Below are 20527 nucleotides of genomic sequence, written 5' to 3'. Positions count from 1 at the left end.
TGGTTCAGAGCCCCGCCTGTCAGTCCAAAATTGGCTCGTTCGCGAACATTGGGGATGTCCCTCCGACATCCACGTCATCGTCTAGGTGACGGGCATCAGAATCTTTCATTCACACTCTCACATCTCTCGCGAGGATGTCATGAGGTCCTTGTACGAAAAGTCTGGCTTGAGCCAGTTGGCTTTCGGATTGCGGACTTGGCCACGGACCCTGCACCGGAGGAGCATTTGGGCGTCAGATCCAGAGGCTAAGGACGAGCTGCTGCCAACGCACCCCGTGCGCAATCCGCTTGAAACGGACCTGCGCGCCTCAGATGCCACTGCACTATCTTTATCCAATTTGGCTTCGAGCGCCGAATTGCCGAGGGTAACCGCAGGATGGCGAACGCCAACCTCTGCGGCAGCCGACCAAACGACCTCAAATCCGGTCGTCATTCTTGGTCGGATTCCCTCGGCGGCCTTGGCTCCGAGTATCGTTGGATCGTCGGGGATTCCAGCGGCCGCGCAGGTTTGTGGTTGCGGCTACTTCATTGCTCCAACACGATTGCTCGATCAAAGTGCAGCCCACATCGGGCAGTTGCAAGGTAATCGTTTATCTGGTGGAGCGGACTTCGTGCTGACCGGCCAGACCGGAATCATGGGAGCCTCCACCAGTGCCGACATGCCATTGCAGCAGGTTACGCCTCTTATCAACTGGAACGCGCTGCCAGGTGGAGGAGAGACCGGTACCGGGACGGCAACCAGCCCAATTGGAATTCTGTCCGGCTCGGTGACAACCGCAAAGGCTCCCCCAGCCGGCCGGCAGGCCGCCACAACGGAGTCCACCAGCAGTCTCGCGGCTGCAGCGACTTCCACAAACCCAATTGTTCTCGAGAACCAGAAGCCGGGAAACCCACAAAGCGAATGGGATATCGTTGGCGCGGGCAGTTCGAATATCGAAGGTTTCGCCACCGACATCAGCGTCAATCGGGGTAACCGGGTCGACTTCAAGATCAATACGAATTCATCAAACTACCGGATCGACATCTACCGCCTCGGCTACTATGGCGGCATGGGAGCGCGAAAGGTCGCCACCATCCAGCACACGGGCGTGCAGAACCAGCCTACGCCGCTGCGCGACGCGGCGACCGGCCTGGTCGATGCCGGCAATTGGTCCATCTCAGCCTCCTGGGATATTCCCGCCGATGCCGTGTCCGGCGTCTATATTGCAAAGCTCGTGCGCCAGGACGGAACTGCCGGCGCCAATCACATCCCCTTCATCGTTCGAGACGACAGCAGCACCAGCGATGTGATCTTCCAGACCTCGGATACAACCTGGCAGGCCTATAACGGCTGGGGTGGTGCAAATTTCTATGGCGGCAACGGTCCCGCGACCGGTCAAGGCGCCGGGCGCGCCTACGCGGTGAGCTACAACCGGCCGATCGCCACCCGCGGCAACGTCGGGACCTATGCCGGCCCGCAGGACTATTTGTTCGGCGCTGAGTATTCTGCGATCTACTGGCTGGAGCAGAATGGTTACGACGTCTCCTACATGTCGGGAGTCGATGCCGATCGTTACGGCAGTCTCCTCCTCAACCACCAGCTCTATCTCGACGTTGGTCACGACGAGTATTGGTCAGGGCAGCAACGCGCCAATGTCCAGGCGGCCCGCGATGCCGGCGTGAATCTTGCGTTCTGGAGCGGCAACGAGATGTATTGGCGCACGCGCTGGGGTAACAGCATAAGCAGCGACGCCACCGCCTACCGCACCTTGATCTCCTATAAGGAGACTTTTTCACCAGGAGCGTCGATTGATCCAAGCGACCAGTGGACAGGAACGTTCCGTGATCCGCGCCTCAGCCCGCCGGCGGTCGGCGGGGGAATCCCGGAAAATGCCCTGATCGGACAGATGTTCCAGGTCGATGATGTCGGCCAAGGCAGCGGCCTCCAGTCAATCACAATTCCCTATGACGACGCTAACCTGCGCTTCTGGCGCAATACCAGCGTTGCCAATCTTCAGCCCGGGCAAACGGCAACGCTGACCAAGAACTATCTTGGCTATGAGTGGGATGAAGCGCCTGACAACGGATTCGATCCAGCCGGCCTGGTTCGGCTTTCCTCGACAACCATTCCGGTCAATACCTATCTGCTTGACTATGGCAACACGACCGGAAGTGGCGTTTCAACCCATAACCTGACCCTCTATCGCGCTCCGAGCGGCGCATTAGTCTTCGGCGCCGGTACGGTCTACTGGGCATGGGGCCTGAGCGACAATCACGACCTAGCGCCGACGCCGACCGATCCGCGCGTGCAACAGGCTATGATCAATCTGCTCGCCGACATGGGGATTCAACCGGGAACGCTCCAACCGGGGATGGTCGCGGGTACCGGCTCGACGGACTCGACAGCTCCGACCTCCACCATCAACGCCCTGGCAAATTTCAGTGCCGGAAATACGGTCACGATTTCCGGCACGGCAGCCGATGTGGGCGGCGGCGTGATCGCCGGCGTGGAGGTCTCGACCGATGGTGGGCTGAGCTGGCAGAACGCGATTGGCGATGAGACGTGGACTTATACCTGGGCGCCGCAAGTTGCCGGGACCTACACGATCAAATCACGCGCGGTGGACGACAGCATCAATCTGGAAACGCCTTCGGCGGGCCGCACGGTGACCGTGAGCGCGCCGTCCTTCATCTCGCTCTTTCCTGGCTCGGCGACCCCCGCCACAGTCAACACCATAGATGCCAGCGCCGTCGAGCTCGGTGTGAGGTTTCAGACGTCGACTGCCGGCACCGTAAGCGGAATCCGCTTCTACAAGAGCAGCCAGGATACAGGCACCCACACGGGTGAACTCTGGACCAGCACCGGCACCTTGCTGGCAACCGCCACGTTTACAAACGAAACGACAAGCGGTTGGCAGAGCGTGACCTTCTCCAACCCGGTCCCGCTGACGGCAGGCACCACCTATGTCGCGTCTTATCACACGAACGTAGGCCACTACTCCTCCAGCGTGAACTACTTCACGAGCAATGTGACCAGCGGTCCGCTGACCGCCCTCGCCAATGGTAACGGCGTCTATACCTACAGCAGCAACAGGGCATTCCCGACCACCACGTTCCAATCGACAAATTTCTGGGTTGACGTCATGTTCAACCCTTCCACCACCAATTCCGCGCCGGTGGCTACGAACGATACCGGGCCGACCGTGACGCAAAATACGCCCATGACGATCACTGCGGCGTCGCTGATCGCCAACGACAGCGACCCCAATGGGGACGCCCTAACCATAAGCGGAGTAAGCGCAGCGACAAACGGCACCGTGGTCCTCAACACGCAACCCAATCCGCAGAATAACAACATCACATTCACGCCCGCCGCCGGCTATACCGGTCCGGCCAGCTTCAGCTACACGATTTCGGACGGGCGCGGCGGTACGGCCACTGCCAGTGTCAGCCTCACGGTGGTACCGCCCGGTGCGGCTCCCGTCAGCCTGTTCAGCGCGTCAAATATACCAGCGCAGACCAACCTCAATGACGGATCGCAGCTTGAAGTCGGGATGAAGTTCACGTCCTCCGTCGCCGGCCAGATCACGGCTCTCAAATTCTACCGCAGCGCCGGCGACACTGGTCCCGACGTGCTTGATCTCTGGACGTCAACGGGCACCCGACTTGCTACCGCCACCTTCACCAATACGTCGGTCAGCGGGTGGCAGACCGTTACCCTGCCGTCCCCAATTTCGATCGCCGCCAACACGACCTATGTTGCTTCTTATCACACCACCGGCTCCTATGTGGCCACCAGCAACTACTTCACCACGGCTGTCACCAACGGCCCATTGACCGCGCTTTCGACTACGACGGCCGGCGGCAACGGCGTCTATTCCTATGGCGGCACCAGCACGTCCGGCATCTTCCCGACCAGTACCTATAACGCCGCCAACTACTGGGTCGATGTTGTGTTCGCGCCGTCCGGCGGCGGCAACCAGCCACCGGTTGCCAACAACGATAGCGGCTACACCACCACCCAGAATACCGCACTGACGATTGCGGGCAGCGCGCTGCTCGCCAACGACTCCGATCCCAATGGCGGCACTCTCACAATCACCGGCGTGAGCGGCGCCGTCAACGGCACCGTCAGCTTCAACAGCCAAACCAATGTAGTTACCTTCACGCCGACTACCGGCTATACCGGTGCGGCATCCTTCAGCTATGCCATTGCCGACGGACAGGGCGGAACCGCAACTGCCACGGTCAGCCTGACGGTAAATACCGCAACGAACCAGCCGCCGGTAGCTAGCAACGACAGCGGCTACAGCACCACGCGGGACACGGCTCTCACGATTGCCGCGTCGGCCCTGCTTGCGAACGACACCGATCCGAATGGCGACCCGCTGACGATCACGGGCGTGAGCGGCGGCGTCAACGGTACCGTCAGCTTCAATGCCCAGACCAATCGCGTCACCTTCACGCCGACCACCGGCTACACCGGCGCTGCATCCTTCAGCTATGCCATCTCGGATGGTCGCGGCGGCACCGCAACTGCAACGGCTAATTTGACAGTGACCCCGCCGACAGTGAGCCTGTTTTCAAGTTCCGACACGCCGGCCATTCTCTCGGATCCTGACGCGGCCCAGGTCAATCTCGGGGTGCGTTTCACGTCATCCGCGGCCGGCACCATCAGCGGCATCAAGTACTACAAGGGTACCGGCGACACCGGCACCCATACGGGGTCATTATGGAGCAGCACGGGCACGCTGCTCGCGACCGCGACGTTCACGAACGAAACCAGCAGTGGATGGCAGACCGTCATCTTCAACAATCCGGTTTCGATCGCCGCCGGCACGACCTATGTGGCAAGCTACCACAGCAACGGGCACTACACGTCCACGAGCAACTACTTTACGGCCCCGCGCGTCAATGGTCCGCTCACAGCGCCCGCCGGCAACAATGGCGTCTACACCTACGGCACCGGCAATCTGTTCCCAACCAGCACCTTCGGGGCCACCAACTACTGGGTGGACGTGATGTATAGCCCCGCGAGCGGCGTCAACCGGCCACCAGTCGCGGCGAATGACTCCGGGTTCAGCGCTACTCAGAACACTGCGATCTCGATCCCGGCTTCGGCATTGTTGGCCAACGACACCGATCCCGACGGCGATGCCCTGACCATCACGGGCGTCAGCAACGGCGCCGGCGGCGTCGCGAGCTACAACGCGCAGACCAGCACCGTCACTTTCACCCCGAACTCCGGATATACGGGACCGGCGTCATTCACTTATGCAATCTCTGACGGTCGAGGTGGGACGGCAAGCGCGTCCGCCTCTCTCAACGTCAACGCAGCATCTGCGAGCATCGTAAGTCTGTTCAGCAATAATCCGACGCCGAGTGTGGTATCGGTCAATGATCCGAATTCGGTGGAGCTTGGGTTCAAATTCCGGGCGTCGAGCGCCGGCGATGTCACCGGGCTACGCTTCTACAAGGGCCCGTCGAACACCGGCACTCACACCGCCAATCTCTGGAGCAGCACCGGCACCCTGCTGGCCACCGCCACCTTCACCAACGAGACGGCGAGCGGCTGGCAGCAAGTCAACTTCGCCACACCGGTGACGATCACGCCAGGGCAGACGTATGTTGCATCCTATCATACGTCGGGAAACTACTCCGCCGATCCCAACTTGTTTAGCTCGGCGGTTAGCAACGGACCGCTGACTGCGCCATCCTCGGCTTCGAGCGGAGGCAATGGAGTGTATGCATATGGATCAAACAGCCTCTTCCCAACCGACACTTACAACTCAACGAGCTACGGTGTGGACGTTCTGTTCCGCCAGCAACTGACTGGCTAACGGGGGCAGCGCCCGTTTGCGTAGCGACTACGGTCAGATGGCAAGGACGCAATGCGGAGTACGCTCCATGACTTCAGTCGATGAATCATTACACTAGCTTATCCGAAATTCCTCCCACCGTGTCTCTACTAGAGCGCGGGTTGCGGTTGGTGCCGCAAGGGTCGCCTGAGCTCGTGTCGGCTACTGCATCGGGTTGTTTTTGCAGATTTTGAAATCAGGTCTCCTGCCCAAGCATCGCGATCGGCCTTACCCGGCGGACGGCAAAAGTTCTGGATCAAGGTGAAGAACCGCAGGAAATGGTCGGCGCCCGCCGGTCACCGCACCATGGTCTCGCGATCCATGCCTGACAGCCGCGTCAATACGGCGGCACGGGGCGCTGGTGCGTCCCGTGCCGGGGGATGTGAGGATGGTCAGCGCGCCGCGCCGGTCGTCTTCGGCAGCAGCTTCTGCACGTCAGCCGTCATGTCGGCGAGAACGGCCTCCGACTCCTTGGCGCGCGCGCCCGAGATGATCGAATTGAGATGATCCTTGATCACGTCGGTGATCTTCAGGCCGTTGTCGCCGGGGAAGGCGTACCATTTGGTGAGCAGCGCGAGTTGGCTGACCGCGGTGTAGTTGTTGGGGTTCTTGACGTAGAAATCCTTCAGATAGACCTCGTTGGCGACCTTGTTCGGCGGCATGTAGCCGGTCGTCTCCGCCATGATCGCAGCGCCCTTTGGGCCGGTCCAGAACTTCACCACCTCCCAGGCGGCGTCGCGCTTGGCCTTGTCCTTAGCGAGGATCAGCACGACGTTGCCGCCGGCCGGCAACCTGCCCTTCGGGGAGGCGAGGTCCGGGAACGAAATTGTCTTCAGCGCGAACTTGCCGCCGGTCATCTGTGTGACCTTGTTGAGGTCCGAGGTCGAGGTGACGTGGAAGCCAGTCTTGCCGGCCGCGAACGCGGCGCGCATCGACGGCTGGTCGAGATTGGGCATGCCGGCCTCGTTGACGAGCCGCGCGATCGTGTTGATGGCGAACTTGCCCTCGGCTCCGTCGAAGGCGACCTTGGTCTCGTCGGCATTGAGCATGGTGCCGCCGCGCGCGAACACCGGCGCCTGCCACAGCCAGTTGCCGGTGATGTCCCAGGCATAGGTGACGCCGTTGTTGTCATTGCCGAGCGCCTTGATCTTCTTGGCCAGCGCGATCAGCTCGTCCCATGTCTTCGGCAAATTGTTCACGTCGCCGCCGGCCTGCTTCACCAGGTCAAGATTGACGTAGACGATCGGCAGCGAGATCGCGAAGGGCAGGGCGTAGACCTTGCCGCTGGCGGTGCCGATGTCGAACATCGCCTGGTGGAAGCCCTGCTTGTCGAAATCCTTTTCGGCAGCGATGTAGCCGTCGAGCTCGGCCGGGATGTTCTTGTCGACCAGGACGCGGATGCGGTTCAGGCCCTGGAAGGACACGTCCGGCATCTGGTTGGTCACGGCCTCGCGCAGCACCTTCTGGGTGCCGTCCTCGTAGGATTCGTAAGGCGCCCGCATGGTGACCTTGATCTCCGGGCGCACCTTGGCGAACTCCTCGGCGATGCGCTTGTGTGTCTCGGTGAACAGCTCCGGATAGGGATATTGCATCACGATCTCGGTCTGGGCCTGCGCGAGCGCAGATCCGGCCACGAGCGACAGAGCCGCTGCGGCGATGATGGACTTCAGCATGGATAGACTCCCTGTTTGAGGTGACGCGGTTACTTGATCCCGGTGAGGGTGATGCCTTCGATGAAGCGGCGCTGGGCAAAGAGGAAAGCGATGACGAGCGGCGCGATGATCACCATCGCGGCGGCCATCAGCGGGCCGTAGCTGGTGCCGGCCTCGCTGTTGCGGAAATGGGCGACCGCGAGCGGCGGCGTGCGCAAGTGCTCGCTGTTGAGCACGATCAGTGGCCAGAAATAATCGTTCCAATGCGCGACCACGGAGAAGATGCCGAAGGCGGTCACTGCGGGAATCGCGGCCGGCAGCATCACCCGCCAGACGATGCCGAATTCGGAGATGCCGTCCATGCGCGCGGCGTCGACGAGATCGTCGGGCACGGTCTTGAAGAACTGGCGCATCAGGAAGATGCCGAACACCGAGATCGTGAAGGGCAGCACCAGCGCGGCATAGCTGTCGAGCAGACCGATCTTGTGCAGCAGCAGGAAGACCGGGATCGCGGTCGCCTGCGGCGGGATCAGGATTCCGAACAGCACCAGGGCGAACAGCGTCTCGCGACCGAGGAAGCGGAGTTTTGCCAGCGCGTAGGCCGCCGGCAGCGCCACCATCACCTGCAGCACGAAGATCGAGACCGTGACGATGATTCCGTTGAGCAGGAAGCGCAGCAGATTGGCCTTGGCGAAGGCCTCGCGCAGATTCTCGACAAGCGCGAACTGGTGCGGGATCAGGTGCAATTCGCTGGAGAAGATCTCGGTCTGCGGCTTGGACGCGGTCGAGATCATCCAGATGAAGGGGGCCAGCATGAGCGCGGCGCCCGCGATCAGCAGCACGTGGCGGAGGATCGCCCGGAATGGGATGGGATGCGCGTTGGTCATGTGTAGTGCACGCCGCGATCGGCGAGCCTCGACTTGATCAGGGTGAGCGCGAGGACGAAGACCAGGAAGACCACGGTGATCGCCGCGGCGTAGCCCGAGCGGAAGAACTCGAATCCTTCCGTGTACATCGTGTGGATCAGGACCTCGGTGGATTTCGACGGGCCGCCCTTGGTCAAGACGTGCACGGTGTCGAACACCTGGAACGAGCGAATGCCGGAGATCACGACGACGAAGGTCGTGACCGGCCCCAGCATTGGCCAGGTCACGAGGCGGAAGCGCGCCCAGCCGCTCGAGGCGCCGTCGATTTCGGCCGCCTCGTAGAGCTGCTTGGGGATGGAGACGAGGCCGGCCAGGAACAGCACCATGTTGAAGCCGACGGCCTGCCAGATGCCGATCGCGCACAGCGCATAGAGCGCCGTGCTGCGGTCCTGCAGCCAGGCGAAGGCCGGCAGGCCGGCGCCGCGCAACAGCCCGTTCACCAGGCCGAACTGCGGATGCAGCATGAATTCCCACACCACCGCCATCGCGATCAGGGTCGCCATGACGGGCAGGAAATAGATCGTCCGGTAGAGGCTGCGCAGGCTGGTGCCGCTCTGGATCAAAAGCGCGATCGCAAGGCCGGCGATCACGGCGCCGGGCACCACGATCACGACGTAAGTCAGCGTGTTGCGCAGCGCGGTCCAGAACACCTTGTCGGCGAACAGGTCCTGGTAGTTGGCGAGCCCGATCCAGGAGAAATGCGGCGCGCCGAGCTGATAGTCGGTGAAGGAGAGGGCGATCACGCCGGCGAGCGGACCGAGCAGCATGACCAGCATGAGCGCGGCGGCCGGCGTCACCAGCGCGTAGGCGGCATGGCTCCGCCTGCTGCCATGGGCCGGCAGCGTGCGCCTCGTCGTGCCCGCGGGAGCAACAGTCGCCCCGATGGTGATGGAGCCGTCAGACATGGGCGGGCTCACGGATGCGCTCGGCCTGCTCCATTCTGAGCTCGATCCGTTTCCCGGCCGGATCGAACATCCGCACCGCGTCTGGTGCGAAGCCGAAGGCGACGGAGCTTGCCATCGCCGGCAAATGCTTGACGTCCGCGAGCCGCGCGATCAGGCGCGACCCGATGCCTTCGACCGCCAGATGCACGAAGGCCTCGGCGCCGAGATTCTCCAGATGGACGACGGTTCCGGAGAACGGCCCGGTGCCGAGCTCGATCCGCTCCGGACGGACCCCGATGCGGCAATCGCCGGCCGCCGCATTGCACGTAAGTTTCAAGGCGGTCCCCAGCACATCGACGCCGCCGTCCTTTCGGATCCGGCCGGGGAGAACGTTGATCTTGGGGCTGCCGATGAATTCGGCAACGCGGATGTCGCCGGGCTCGTTGTAGATCTCGGCCGGCGTGCCGGCCTGGATCAGCTCACCGCCCATCATGACGGCGATCCGGCTCGACATCGTCATCGCCTCGGCCTGGTCGTGCGTGACGTAGACGAACGTTGCCTTGAGGCGGCGATGCAGCTCGGCGAGCTCTGCGCGCATGTGGACGCGCAGCTTGGCGTCGAGATTGGAGAGCGGTTCGTCGAACAGGAAGGCCACCGGCTCGCGCACCATGGCGCGTCCGACCGCGACGCGTTGCCGCTGTCCGCCGGACAATTGTCCGGGCTTGCGCCGCAGCAATGGGCTGATGTCGAGCTGCTCGGCGATGCCTTCGATGTCGGCGCGAATGTGCCGTTCCTTGGCGCGCCGGCCCGGCAGCAGCGCACCCAGCAGTGGCAGTCGCTCGATCGCGGAGAGGCGCCGCATCCGCAGCGGCACCGCGATATTGTCGAAGGCGCTCAAATGCGGATAAAGCGCATAGGATTGGAACACCATCGCGAGGTTTCGCGCGCTCGGGCGAATGCCGTCCACGGGGCGGCCGTCGATGTGGACCTCGCCGGAATCTTGCGGCTCGAGCCCGGCAATGATGCGAAGCAGGGTCGACTTGCCGCAGCCGGACGGGCCGACCAGCGAGATGAATTCGCCGTCGGCGATGCGGAAATCGATGCCTTTCAGGACGTCGGTGCCGTCAAAGGACTTGCGGATTGCGGATAGTTCGATTTGCGCCATGCGCGCTGATCCCCTGCTGGTCCGTTTGCGGCGCACGAGGAGTAGGAAGCGCGTCTGACATTCACATAACGGTCAATGGCCTTCCTTATGGTCATCCCAGGTTTTGCTTTCGCCCCGTCCGACGGGGAATATCATCTTGGGGTTGTCGTCGTGGCGTTGACGTCGTCGCGCGTTCGGGCGGTCAATGCGGTGTTCGATACCGGCAGCTTTGCCGCTGCGGCAAGGCGGCTCGGGGTGTCGCAGCCGGCCGTTGCGCAGCTGGTGCGGGATCTGGAGGCCGAGTTCGGGGTGGCGCTGTTCGACCGGCACGGCCAGACCCTGATCGCGACATCGCTGTGCCGGCGGCTCTATGCCGCGACGAGCCGCATGCAGGCGGTCGAAGCCGATGCGCTCGCCATCCTGCAGCAGCGCGACGAGCTCACGGGAGGTGAGCTTCGCATCGGGCTCGGCAACGCCATGCCCGGCATGGCGTTGATCGCGGCGTTCCGCAATCTCTATCCGAAGATCCAGATCAACATCGAGATCGGCAGCTGGTCGGCGATCATGGCCGCGGTGGTCGACCAGCGCGTCGACGTCGCCGTACTGCCGGAGGTGCCGCAGGACAACCGCTTCCGGCGCGAGCCCTGCGTGCAGCAACGCGTCGTTGCGATCTGCCATCCCGTTCACGACCTCAGCCGTCAAGCGCGGATATCCATTGCGGGCCTCGTGCAGTATCCGCTGGTGTTTCGGACCCGGGATTCCGCGACCCAGCGCGCCGTGGACAGGGCGTTTCGCGCCGTCAACCTGCGCGCCAATCCGGCGATCATCGTCAACACGCGCGAGGGGATGCTGGAGGCCGTCGCCAACCGGCTTGGTGTCGGCTTTGTCTGGGAGCACGGCTCGAGCCGCATCGACCGGATCGCGAAGGTGGCGATCGCGGAAATCGAGGCGGAGTCGCCCGAATACATCTTCTCGCTGGCGGGCAAGCGCGGCAAGCTGGTCGAGCTGTTCTATCTCGCCAGAAGCCTTTCGCGCCCGGCCGACGGCGCCGATATCCTGGCCGCGCCCTGAGCGGCGGCCGCCTTCCCGCCGCTTTGGGTTGTGCTGAACTGTGACGGCAACCGTGATGTTGCGCAGCGGGACGGTAAGGTATTTGCGTATTTTCCGTCCCCGAAGTTTGGTTACCCGGCCCAAGATGGGCTATGCTCCCCGCTGCGTCGACGACAAGAATGAGACGTCGGGAGATGGCATGGGATACCAGCGGCGGACGGGGCTGCGTCCATGATAACCTTACCCAGACTGGCAGCTGAATCGCTGGAGCAGTTCCTCGGCAACTTCATGCGCCGCCGGTACGATGAGACTTCCGCAAGCATCGTTGCCAGCGCAACCCGTACCGCGATGGAATGCATCGGCAACAGCGATGCGCTCTACCACAATATCGAGCATACGATGCTGGTGACCCTGGCCGCCCAGGCGATCCTCCGCGGCCGAAGCCTTCATACCCATCTTTCGGCGGAAGATTACGTTCATGTCCTGATCGCCTGCCTCGCCCACGACATCGGCTATGTCCGCGGCCTGTTCGAGGAGGATGACGCCGACGGCTTCGTCATCGACGCCGCCGACAACAAGATCTCGCTGCCGCGCGGTGCATCGGACGCGAGCCTGATGATGTATCACGTCGACCGCTCGAAGCTGTATGTGACGCGGCGGCTGCGCCATATCCCGGGAGTCGATCCGGAGCGCGTTGCCCGCGCCATCGAGGGGACGCGCTTTCCCGCCCGTGAAGGCCAGGAATACGACGACGAAGCCTCGATCCTGCGTGCGGCCGACTTCATCGGCCAGCTCGGCGATCCCAACTATCTGCGCAAGGCCAACGCGCTCTATTACGAGTTCGAGGAGGTCGGCATCAACCGCCAGCTCGGCTACGACTCGCCCGCCGACATCGTGAACCGCTACCCGCAATTCTATTGGAACAGCGTTGCTCCGCACATCCAGACCGAGATCGGCTATCTCAACAAGACCGAGATCGGCCGGCAATGGATCGCCAACCTCTACAGCAACGTGTTCCGCGCCGAACGTGACATCTCGCTGTCCGGTCCGCAGAAATAGGCGCCTTGTAGCCTCGTAGCCCGGACGGAGCGTAAGCGAAATCCGGGATTCGCGGATACAGGCGTCCCCGCATTGCGCTTCGCTCCATGCGGGCTACAAGAGCTCTGCGCAACGAGATCATCCGTGAGCAAATCATGCAACAAAAAACCATCACCGCTGATATCCTCGACATCGGTTATCGCGAATACGGTGCGCCGGACGGCTGGCCCTGCATCATGGGGCATGGCTTTCCCTATGACGCGAACGCCTATGCCGAGACCGCGCCGATCCTCGCCGAGGCCGGCGCACGCGTGCTGGTGCCCTGGCTGCGCGGGTACGGGCCGACGCGGTTTCGCTTCGCTGAGACGCTGCGCTCCGGCGAGCAGGCGGCGTTAGGTGCCGATCTCCTGGCCTTCATGGATGCGCTCGGTATCAGGCGCGCCGTCGTCGGCGGCTACGATTGGGGCGGGCGTGCCGCCTGTGTGGTCTCGGCGCTCTATCCGGAGCGCGTGGTCGGTCTCGTCTCCGGCAATTCCTACAATATCCAGAACATCGCCCTCGCCATGGAGCCGGCTTCGCCGCCGGAGGAGGCGGCGTTCTGGTATCAATATTTATTCCACAACGAGCGCGGCCGCCGCGCGCTGCAGCGCAACCGCCGCGGCTTTGCCCGTCAGCTCTGGACGATGTGGTCGCCGAAATGGGTCTTCGACGACGCAACGTTCGAGACGAGCGCCGTGTCGTTCGACAATCCTGATTTCGTCGACGTCGTGATCCATTCCTACCGCCATCGCTACGCGCTCGTGGCCGGCGATCCCGCCTATGCGGGGATCGAGGCAAAGCTCGCCGCGCAGCCGACGATCCGCGTCCCGACGATCGCGATCGACGGCGACAGCGACGGCGTCAATTCCGGCACCGCCCACCACGCGCGCAAGTTCGAGGGATTCTTCGAGCGGCGCGTCTTCACCGATGCCGGTCACAATTTGCCGCAGGAGCGGCCGGCCGAATGGGCACAGGCCGTGATCGACGTGCGGAAAGCGGCTGCGTCATAGGCGGCCCCGAGGCGCCCTCGGCGCACCTCATCATGAGGGGATTGGCGGGTCGGCACTAGGCCATCCATCCGTTCCCCAAATTTCCCCGACTTTCGGGAACCTTTTCCGATTGCGGCCGTCCAAGCTGTGGGCCCGCTTCCATATGCGGGCTCGTTGCAGGGGAGAAGCTTGATGAAGTCACAAGTGCGCAAGCTGGAACGTGTCGCCGTGGCGCAGACGCCGAGCGATCGGCCTGACAGGGCGGAGGTCGAAGAGGCGATCCGGACCATGATCCGCTGGGCCGGCGATGATCCCGCGCGCGACGGTCTGCGCGAGACACCTGATCGCGTCGCACGCGCTTTCGAGGAGTATTTTTCGGGGTACGCGCAGGACCCGACCGAAATTCTGCAGAAGACTTTCGAGGAAATCGAAGGCTATGACGAGATGATCGTGCTGCGCGGCGTTCGCTTCGAGAGCCATTGCGAGCACCACATGGCGCCGATCGTCGGCCGCGCCTGGGTCGCCTATATTCCGCAGGGGCGCGTCGTCGGCATCTCCAAGCTCGCACGCGTGGTGGACGTCTACGCAAAACGGCTCCAGATCCAGGAGAAGATGACCGCACAGATCGCCAACACCATCAACGACGTGCTCAAGCCCGAAGGCGTCGGCGTCATCATCAAGGCGACGCATCACTGCATGACCACGCGCGGCGCGCACAAGCCCGGGACCGATCTCGTCACCAGCCGTATGCTGGGTGTGTTCCGCGACAATGCGCTGACGCGCCAGGAACTGCTGGGGCTCGCCAGTTCGGACGATTGACCTGCGCTCGGCGCTGACCCGCCGCATTCGATCTTGATTTGCGTCAAGGTTGCGGCAGGCGAGGTCTGCTCTGCTGGGTGTTGTCTCGGTCGGGTGCGTGCTATCATGGCGTGTGCCCGGGGGCTTCGCATGCAGGAGTGGCCCATGACAACTGCGTCAGATACGTCTCATCCGTCCGGTCTCGGCTCGGGAATGGCTGCGCTACACGCCAAATGGGGCTGGATCGTCGCGCTCGGCGTCGTCTACCTGATTGCCGGCTTCGTCGCGCTCGGCAGCATGGTGATGGCAACGGTGGCGAGCGTGATCGTGGTCGGCGCAATGATGATCGTCGCCGGCGTCACCGAGGTGATCGGCGCATTCCAGATGAAGAGCTGGGGAAAGTTCCTGATCTGGGCCTTGCTCGGTGTGCTCTACATCGTTGCCGGCTTCCTCACCTTCGCGAACCCGCTCTTCGCCGCGGTTCTGCTCACGCTGTTCCTCGGCGCCTCGCTGCTGGCCTCCGGCGCGGTCAGGCTGTTTCTCGCCTTCAGCATGAAGCGCGAAAGCCCGTGGGGCTGGGTGGCGGTGTCGGCCGTCGTCACGCTGCTGCTCGGGCTGCTGATCCTGGTGCGCTGGCCGGTGAACAGCGTCTACATCCTCGGCCTGTTCCTCGGCATCGACCTGATCATGGCCGGTGCCGGATGGGTCAGCTTGGGCTTCGCCTTGAAGCGGCGCGGCTAAAGCATGATCCGGAAAAGTGCCGAAGCGGTTTTCCGGAAAGCTCATGCGTCAAGAACAACCTGACGCACGATGACGATTCATCAAAATCTCGTCGCGCTTCAGGCGATGCCATCAGCAACTCGACGCAAGACCATCTTGATGAACTCCGCTGATCTGACGCGCTGACAAGAAGCAGCGCGCCGCGCGGTCGTTTCGCCGCGGCGACAATCATTGGGGAGAAACCATGAAAGCCGCTTTGGCCCTGGCCGCAGCGCTGGCTGCCGCCTGCTTGTCCGCTCCTGTCTCCGCGCAAAAATCCTACGGTCCTGGAGTTAGCGACACCGAGATCAAGATCGGCAACACCATGCCCTATAGCGGCCCGGCATCGCCGCTCAGCATCACGGGACGGGTGATCTCCGCCTATTTCGACGAGATCAACGAGAAGGGCGGCGTTGGCGGCCGCAAGCTCAACCTGATCTCGCTCGACGATGCCTTCTCGCCGCCCAAGACCATGGAAGCCGCGCGGCGCCTCGTCGAAGGCGACGGCGTCGCCTTCATCTTCGCCACCATGGGCACGGCGCCGAGCTCGGCGATCGCAAAATATCTCAACAGCAACAAGGTGCCGCAGATCTTCCTGATCAGCTCGGCCTCGAAGTGGAACGATCCCGCCAACATGCCTTGGTCGATCGCGCTGCCCTGGGCGCCGAACTACACCAGCGAGGCTGCGATCGACGTCGCCTATGCCCGCGCCAGGAACCCGAATGCGCGCTTTGCGGTGCTCTACCAGAACGACGACGCCGGCAAGGAATATCTTCGCGGCGTCAAGGAGGCGCTCGGTGCCGACGCCGACAAGGCGATCGCGATGGCCTCGAGCTTCGAGGTCGCCGATCCCACCGTCGATTCCCAGGTCCTGACGCTCGCCAATACCAAGGCCGACGTCTTCATGATCTATTCGGTGACGCCGCGCGCCTGCGCGCAGGCGATCCGCAAGGCGCACGAGGTCGGCTGGCAGCCGACGCGCTTTCTGGCCTCCGGCTGCGCCAACAAGGCTACCGTGATGGCGCCCGCTGGCCTGGAGGCCGGCAAGGGTGTGCTGTCGCTCGGCGCGCTCAAGCCGTTCGTCGAGGCGCCGAAGGACGATCCGGCGATGACGGCCTATATCGACTTCATGAAGAAGCGCCTGCCCAATGCCGACATCAACAACGTCGCGGGCCTCTATGGCTACACCGTCGCCGAGGCGCTGGTGGCGCTGCTGAAGCAGTGCAAGGACAATCTGACGCGCGAGAACATCATGGCGCAGGCCGCGAATCTGAAGAACGTGCCGCTGTCGCTCCTGATGCCCGGCATCACCCTCAACACCACGCCGCAGGATTTCCGCCCGATCAAGGACGGCTACATGCTCCAGTTCGACGGCAACGACTGGGTGGTGGCAAGCGAGCTGTTGCGCGGGACGTGAGAGATGAAATAGCGGTCACACGGCGGTGCACCCTCTCCCCTTGTGGGAGAGGGTGGATGCGCGAAGCGCAGCCGGGTGAGGGGTTTCTCTCCGCGTGCGAAGCTGTCTGTTGTGTTGCGGAGACAACCCCTCATCCGGCGCTTCGCGCCACCTTCTCCCACAAGGGGAGAAGGGAAGAAGCGCCCTCATCGAGCGCAATATACTTGGCGAACAGGAGACCACCATGGACTTTCACCACTCCGCCCGTTCGCTGGAGCTCCAGGACCGCGTTCGCCAGTTCATGCAGGCCCATGTCGAGCCGGTCGAGGAGCTCTATTACGAGCAGGTCAAGCCGGAAGCTTCACGCTACAAGACTCCGCAAATCCTTCAGGATCTGAAGCGGCGGGCGCGCGAGCAGGGGCTCTGGAACCTGTTCCTGTCCGGCGAGCACGGGCCGGGTCTGACCAATCTCGAATACGCGCCGGTGAAGGAGATCATGGGCCGCATCCTCTGGGCGCCCGAGGTCTTCAACTGCTCCGCGCCCGATGTCGGCAACATGGAGGTGCTCGCAAACTACGGCACCAAGGCGCAGCAGGAGCGCTGGCTGAAGCCGCTCCTCGAGGGGCGCATCCGCTCCGGCTTCTCGATGACGGAGCCGCAGGTCGCCTCCAGCGACGCCACCAACATCCAGTGCGAGATCCGGCGTGACGGCGACGACTACGTGATCAACGGCCGCAAATGGTTCACCTCGGGCGCGATGAACGAGGATTGCGAGATCCTGATCGTGATGGGCAAGACCGCGCCCGACCATCCCGACCGCCATCGCCAGCAATCCATGATCCTGGTGCCGAAGAATACGCGTGGGGTGCGCATCGTCCGCGACATGCTCACCTACGGCTATGACGATGCGCCGGTCGGCCATCCCGAGATCGTCTATGACAACGTCCGCGTGCCCGCCGAGAACATTTTGCTCGGCGAGGGCCGCGGCTTCGAGATCGCGCAAGGCCGTCTCGGCCCCGGCCGCATCCACCATTGCATGCGCCTGATCGGCTGCGCCCAGCGTGCGCTCGAACTGATGTGCCAGCGCGCGGTCTCGCGCGTCGCCTTCGGTAAGCCGCTCGCAGAGCAGGGCTCGGTGCGCGAGGACATCGCGCATTCCTTCTGCGAGATCGCGCAAGCCCGCCTGCTTACCTTGCAGGCCGCCGACAAGATGGACCGCGAGGGCAACAAGGCCGCGCGCGACCTGATCGCCGCGGCCAAGATCGTGGTCCCCAGCATGGCCGCCCGCGTCATCGACCGCGCCATCCAGATTCACGGCGCCGCCGGGGTCTCGCAGGACACGTTCCTCGCGCGCGCTTACGTCTACGCCCGCTTCATCCGCATCGGCGACGGGCCGGACCAGGTGCATCTCGCGGCCGTCGGGAAGGAGCTGATCAGGCGCGGCGGGGTGATGGGGTAGCGCCGTGGCCCTTGGCCGGATTGCGCATCGGCGGCGCTTCGAAGCGCCGCGACGGGCAAGTCTTTTGGCCGCGATGCAGTATGGCCTCAGATCAGTGTAGTACGATAGTAACTGCTGACCGAGAGTGACCCTGCACGCCATGGCGGGTTCACCCAGGTGAAAGAGCATAGATCGCTTTTGCGCGAGAAAACGTCCGATGCCGAAGGCGAGCGCGCAAGACTGGACAGCATCATCGATTTCGAGCGGCGGCACTTGCTCGCGGACCTGCGCGCCGGTCGTCCGGATGTGATCCTCGTGGATACCCGGCTGCTCAGCGCGGTCCCGTTCGACTGGCTGGCCTGGGCAAGGTCCGATCCGGAGCTCCAGGCCGAACTAAGTCGTTACCGCGAGCTCGAGGATGCCGGCGGCCGCGTCCGGATCTTGGTCGCTCGATCGGGTTCGGAGCGGTAACCCCGTTCGGTTGCCAGCCGCGGCACAGGCGCCACGCTCGGCATGCTGACATCATGCCCCTGTTTTGCCCGACGAGTCAAAATCGGTCCGTAAAAACAGCAGGGCTTCGCGCCGGGCCGCCAAGCCATTGAAAAAGCTGACCCCCGTCTACTGTGCATGGGGTTGTTTTTCCGTTTTTGCTGGAGCGACCGTTTTCGCGGCGCCAGGCGGGCCGCTACCCCGCCTTGGCGATGCGACCGTCCGCCGACCCCGCGCGCAGATTCTGGAAGAACGTCTCCACCTCCCGCGACAGCGTCTGCGCCGTCTCGGTCAGGCTGCTGGCGGCGGTGAACACCGAAGCCGCCGCAGTATCGGTCTCGCCGATGGCATCGCGCAGCGAGGTGATGTTCGCCACCAGCGTCTCGTTGCCTTGGGCAGCGCTTTGCGCGTTGGAGGAGATCTCGCGCGTGGCCTGGTCCTGCTGACTGACGGCGCCGGCAATCGCGGACGTGACCTCGTTGATCTCGCGCACCGCCCCGCCGATCTCGCGCACGGCGTCGACGGCGTTCCGCGTCGAGGCCTGGATCATCGCGACGTTCTCGCTGATCTCGGCGGTGGCCTTGGCGGTCTGGCCCGCGAGCGCCTTCACCTCGTGGGCGACGACGGCAAAGCCGCGGCCGGCATCGCCGGCGCGCGCCGCCTCGATGGTGGCGTTCAGCGCGAGCAGGTTGGTCTGCTCGGCGATCGCCTGGATCAGGTTGAGCACGCCGTCGATGCGTTGCGTGGCTGCAGCGAGGCTCTCGATCTCGGAGATCGACTTCTCGGTGCGCTGGCCGGTCTGCTCGACCGCGCCGGCGCTCTGCCGCACCTGGCGGCCGATCTCCACCACCGAGGCCGAAAGCTCCTCGGCCGCGCCCGCCACCGCGGTGACGTTGTGCGAGGCCTGCTCGGTGGCGTTCGCCGCGGTGCCGGCGCGGCTGCTCGCATCCGCTGTGACCCGCGTGATGGTCTGCGCCGTCTCGCGCATGACGGAGGCGTTGTCGCTGAGGCCGCGCATGATCGCGCCGATCGCCTCGCGAAATTGCTCGACGGACCGCTCGACGTGACGGGCGCGCTCCTCGCGCGCGGCGGCGTCTTGCGACACTTGCGAGGCGAGATTGCGGTTGCGCCCCATCGAGTCCTGGAACACCTGGATGGCGCGGGCCAGCGCGCCGATCTCGTCGGCGCGGTCGGAGTGCGGCACCACGACATCGGCGGCGCCGTCGGCGACCTGCTTGATGGTTGCGGTGATCGCGGCGAGCGGCCGGGCGATCGAGCGGGCAATGATGACGATGCCAGCGACGACGAGGGCCAGCGCCACGCCGCCGAGGCAGGTGAGGATGAACGACAATGTGCGGGCGGTCTCGGTCTGCTGCGCGATCTGCCTGCCGCGCTCGGCATAGACCTTGGACAGCGCCTCGAGGTCCTTGTTCAGCGCCGAGCGGACGCTGCGGTTGGCGTCGTTGTCGCCCCATTCGCGGCCCGCTGCCGCGTTGATCTCGACGCCGCGCCGCACCAGCTCCTTGCGGAACTCGACGAACTGCTCGATGCGCTTCTTGAAGGTCGCGAACTGCTCGGCATCGTCGGCCTTGACGATGGTCTCCCAGCGCTTCACGACGTCGAGGATCTGGGCGTTGAACTTGAGCAGGCCGTCGCCGTATTTCTTCACCACGGCCGGCTCGGTCGACATGTAGATGCCGCGCGATTCCATCACCACCGCATAGACGAGGGAGTTGACCCGCTCGACGTTCAGCGCGGCGGCATTGGCCGTCTCAATCGCGACTGCGAGGTCCGCGCTGCGGCGGCTGTTGTAGTCGGACAAGATCGCGATCGCTGCCGTGAGCAGCGCGAACAGCGCGAAGATCGCATAGAGCTTGCTGGCAAGCGTGAAGCGGCCTGCCGGCTTTGCGGCATTCCCAGATCGGTCGGATGTCATGATGTTCAAGGAGCCCGGATTGGCCTGACCGGCCGGTGAACGGGGTCAGGCAAATTGTTGCAAAACTATGCAGAACGAAGATGGACGCCTCGTTAACGCGCGGCCTGGCCGCCTCCGTCCTTGGTCGAAGGAAAGGCAAGTCATTTCAGCGTC

14 protein-coding genes are annotated in these 20527 nt (G+C 63.7%); 9 read left to right on the top strand and 5 right to left on the bottom strand.

The window, feature by feature from the left end:
• Window positions 1–274: 274 nt before the first annotated feature.
• A complete protein-coding gene (locus I6F28_RS06740) occupies window positions 275–5818 on the top strand; it encodes a DUF4082 domain-containing protein (RefSeq protein WP_225139529.1) in 5544 nt (1847 codons plus the stop codon).
• Between the two features lie 410 nt (window positions 5819–6228).
• Here I6F28_RS06740 and I6F28_RS06735 read toward each other — a convergent pair whose 3' ends face one another.
• The 4 genes from I6F28_RS06735 to I6F28_RS06720 are packed head-to-tail and all read right to left on the bottom strand — an operon-like array spanning window position 6229 to window position 10463.
• Window positions 6229–7509 (bottom strand): ABC transporter substrate-binding protein, encoded by a 1281-nt coding sequence (locus I6F28_RS06735; protein WP_225139528.1) that lies wholly within the window; start codon window positions 7507–7509, stop codon window positions 6229–6231.
• A 29-nt stretch (window positions 7510–7538) separates the two neighbouring features.
• Complete coding sequence (locus tag I6F28_RS06730; protein ID WP_036023062.1) at window positions 7539–8375, bottom strand: carbohydrate ABC transporter permease; 837 nt, start codon at window positions 8373–8375, stop codon at window positions 7539–7541.
• A complete protein-coding gene (locus tag I6F28_RS06725; protein WP_036006139.1) occupies window positions 8372–9319 on the bottom strand; it encodes a carbohydrate ABC transporter permease in 948 nt (315 codons plus the stop codon). The genes I6F28_RS06730 and I6F28_RS06725 overlap by 4 nt, the downstream gene beginning before the upstream one ends.
• The gene (locus I6F28_RS06720; RefSeq protein WP_036023063.1) at window positions 9312–10463 is read right to left on the bottom strand and encodes an ABC transporter ATP-binding protein; all 1152 of its coding nucleotides are present in this window, start codon (window positions 10461–10463) and stop codon (window positions 9312–9314) included. Before I6F28_RS06720 ends, I6F28_RS06725 begins: the two co-directional genes overlap by 8 nt.
• Before the next feature lie 150 nt (window positions 10464–10613).
• Here I6F28_RS06720 and I6F28_RS06715 point away from each other — a divergent pair, with 150 nt between their 5' ends.
• The 8 genes from I6F28_RS06715 to I6F28_RS06680 all read left to right on the top strand — a co-directional run bounded on the left by I6F28_RS06715 (window position 10614) and on the right by I6F28_RS06680 (window position 18420).
• Window positions 10614–11513, top strand: coding sequence for a LysR family transcriptional regulator (locus tag I6F28_RS06715; RefSeq protein ID WP_225139527.1), 900 nt, complete (start codon window positions 10614–10616; stop codon window positions 11511–11513).
• A gap of 210 nt (window positions 11514–11723) precedes the next feature.
• Complete coding sequence (locus tag I6F28_RS06710; RefSeq protein ID WP_036023069.1) at window positions 11724–12551, top strand: HD domain-containing protein; 828 nt, start codon at window positions 11724–11726, stop codon at window positions 12549–12551.
• Between the two features lie 134 nt (window positions 12552–12685).
• The gene (locus tag I6F28_RS06705) at window positions 12686–13579 is read left to right on the top strand and encodes an alpha/beta fold hydrolase (RefSeq protein WP_225139526.1); all 894 of its coding nucleotides are present in this window, start codon (window positions 12686–12688) and stop codon (window positions 13577–13579) included.
• A 171-nt stretch (window positions 13580–13750) separates the two neighbouring features.
• On the top strand, window positions 13751–14377 hold the full coding sequence (gene folE / locus I6F28_RS06700) for a GTP cyclohydrolase I FolE (RefSeq protein WP_225139525.1): 627 nt from the start codon (window positions 13751–13753) through the stop codon (window positions 14375–14377).
• 144 nt (window positions 14378–14521) lie between these two features.
• Window positions 14522–15097, top strand: a complete 576-nt coding sequence (locus I6F28_RS06695) for an HdeD family acid-resistance protein (RefSeq protein WP_036006124.1) — start codon at window positions 14522–14524, stop codon at window positions 15095–15097.
• A gap of 223 nt (window positions 15098–15320) precedes the next feature.
• Window positions 15321–16532: an ABC transporter substrate-binding protein gene (locus I6F28_RS06690; RefSeq protein ID WP_036006122.1), complete on the top strand. Its 1212-nt coding sequence runs from the start codon at window positions 15321–15323 to the stop codon at window positions 16530–16532.
• A 223-nt stretch (window positions 16533–16755) separates the two neighbouring features.
• Window positions 16756–17970, top strand: a complete 1215-nt coding sequence (locus tag I6F28_RS06685; protein ID WP_225139524.1) for an acyl-CoA dehydrogenase family protein — start codon at window positions 16756–16758, stop codon at window positions 17968–17970.
• A 156-nt stretch (window positions 17971–18126) separates the two neighbouring features.
• Window positions 18127–18420, top strand: a complete 294-nt coding sequence (locus I6F28_RS06680; protein WP_225127281.1) for a hypothetical protein — start codon at window positions 18127–18129, stop codon at window positions 18418–18420.
• 214 nt (window positions 18421–18634) lie between these two features.
• On the opposite strand, the gene I6F28_RS06675 is transcribed toward I6F28_RS06680, so the two are convergent.
• Window positions 18635–20374, bottom strand: a complete 1740-nt coding sequence (locus tag I6F28_RS06675) for a methyl-accepting chemotaxis protein (RefSeq protein ID WP_225127280.1) — start codon at window positions 20372–20374, stop codon at window positions 18635–18637.
• Between the last annotated feature and the right edge of the window lie 153 nt (window positions 20375–20527).

The sequence above is a fragment of the Bradyrhizobium sp. NBAIM14 genome, assembly GCF_020193895.1.
GTDB lineage: Bacteria > Pseudomonadota > Alphaproteobacteria > Rhizobiales > Xanthobacteraceae > Bradyrhizobium > Bradyrhizobium yuanmingense.
Note: the sequence above shows the minus strand (reverse complement) of the source record. Positions and strands in the feature narration are given on the sequence as shown.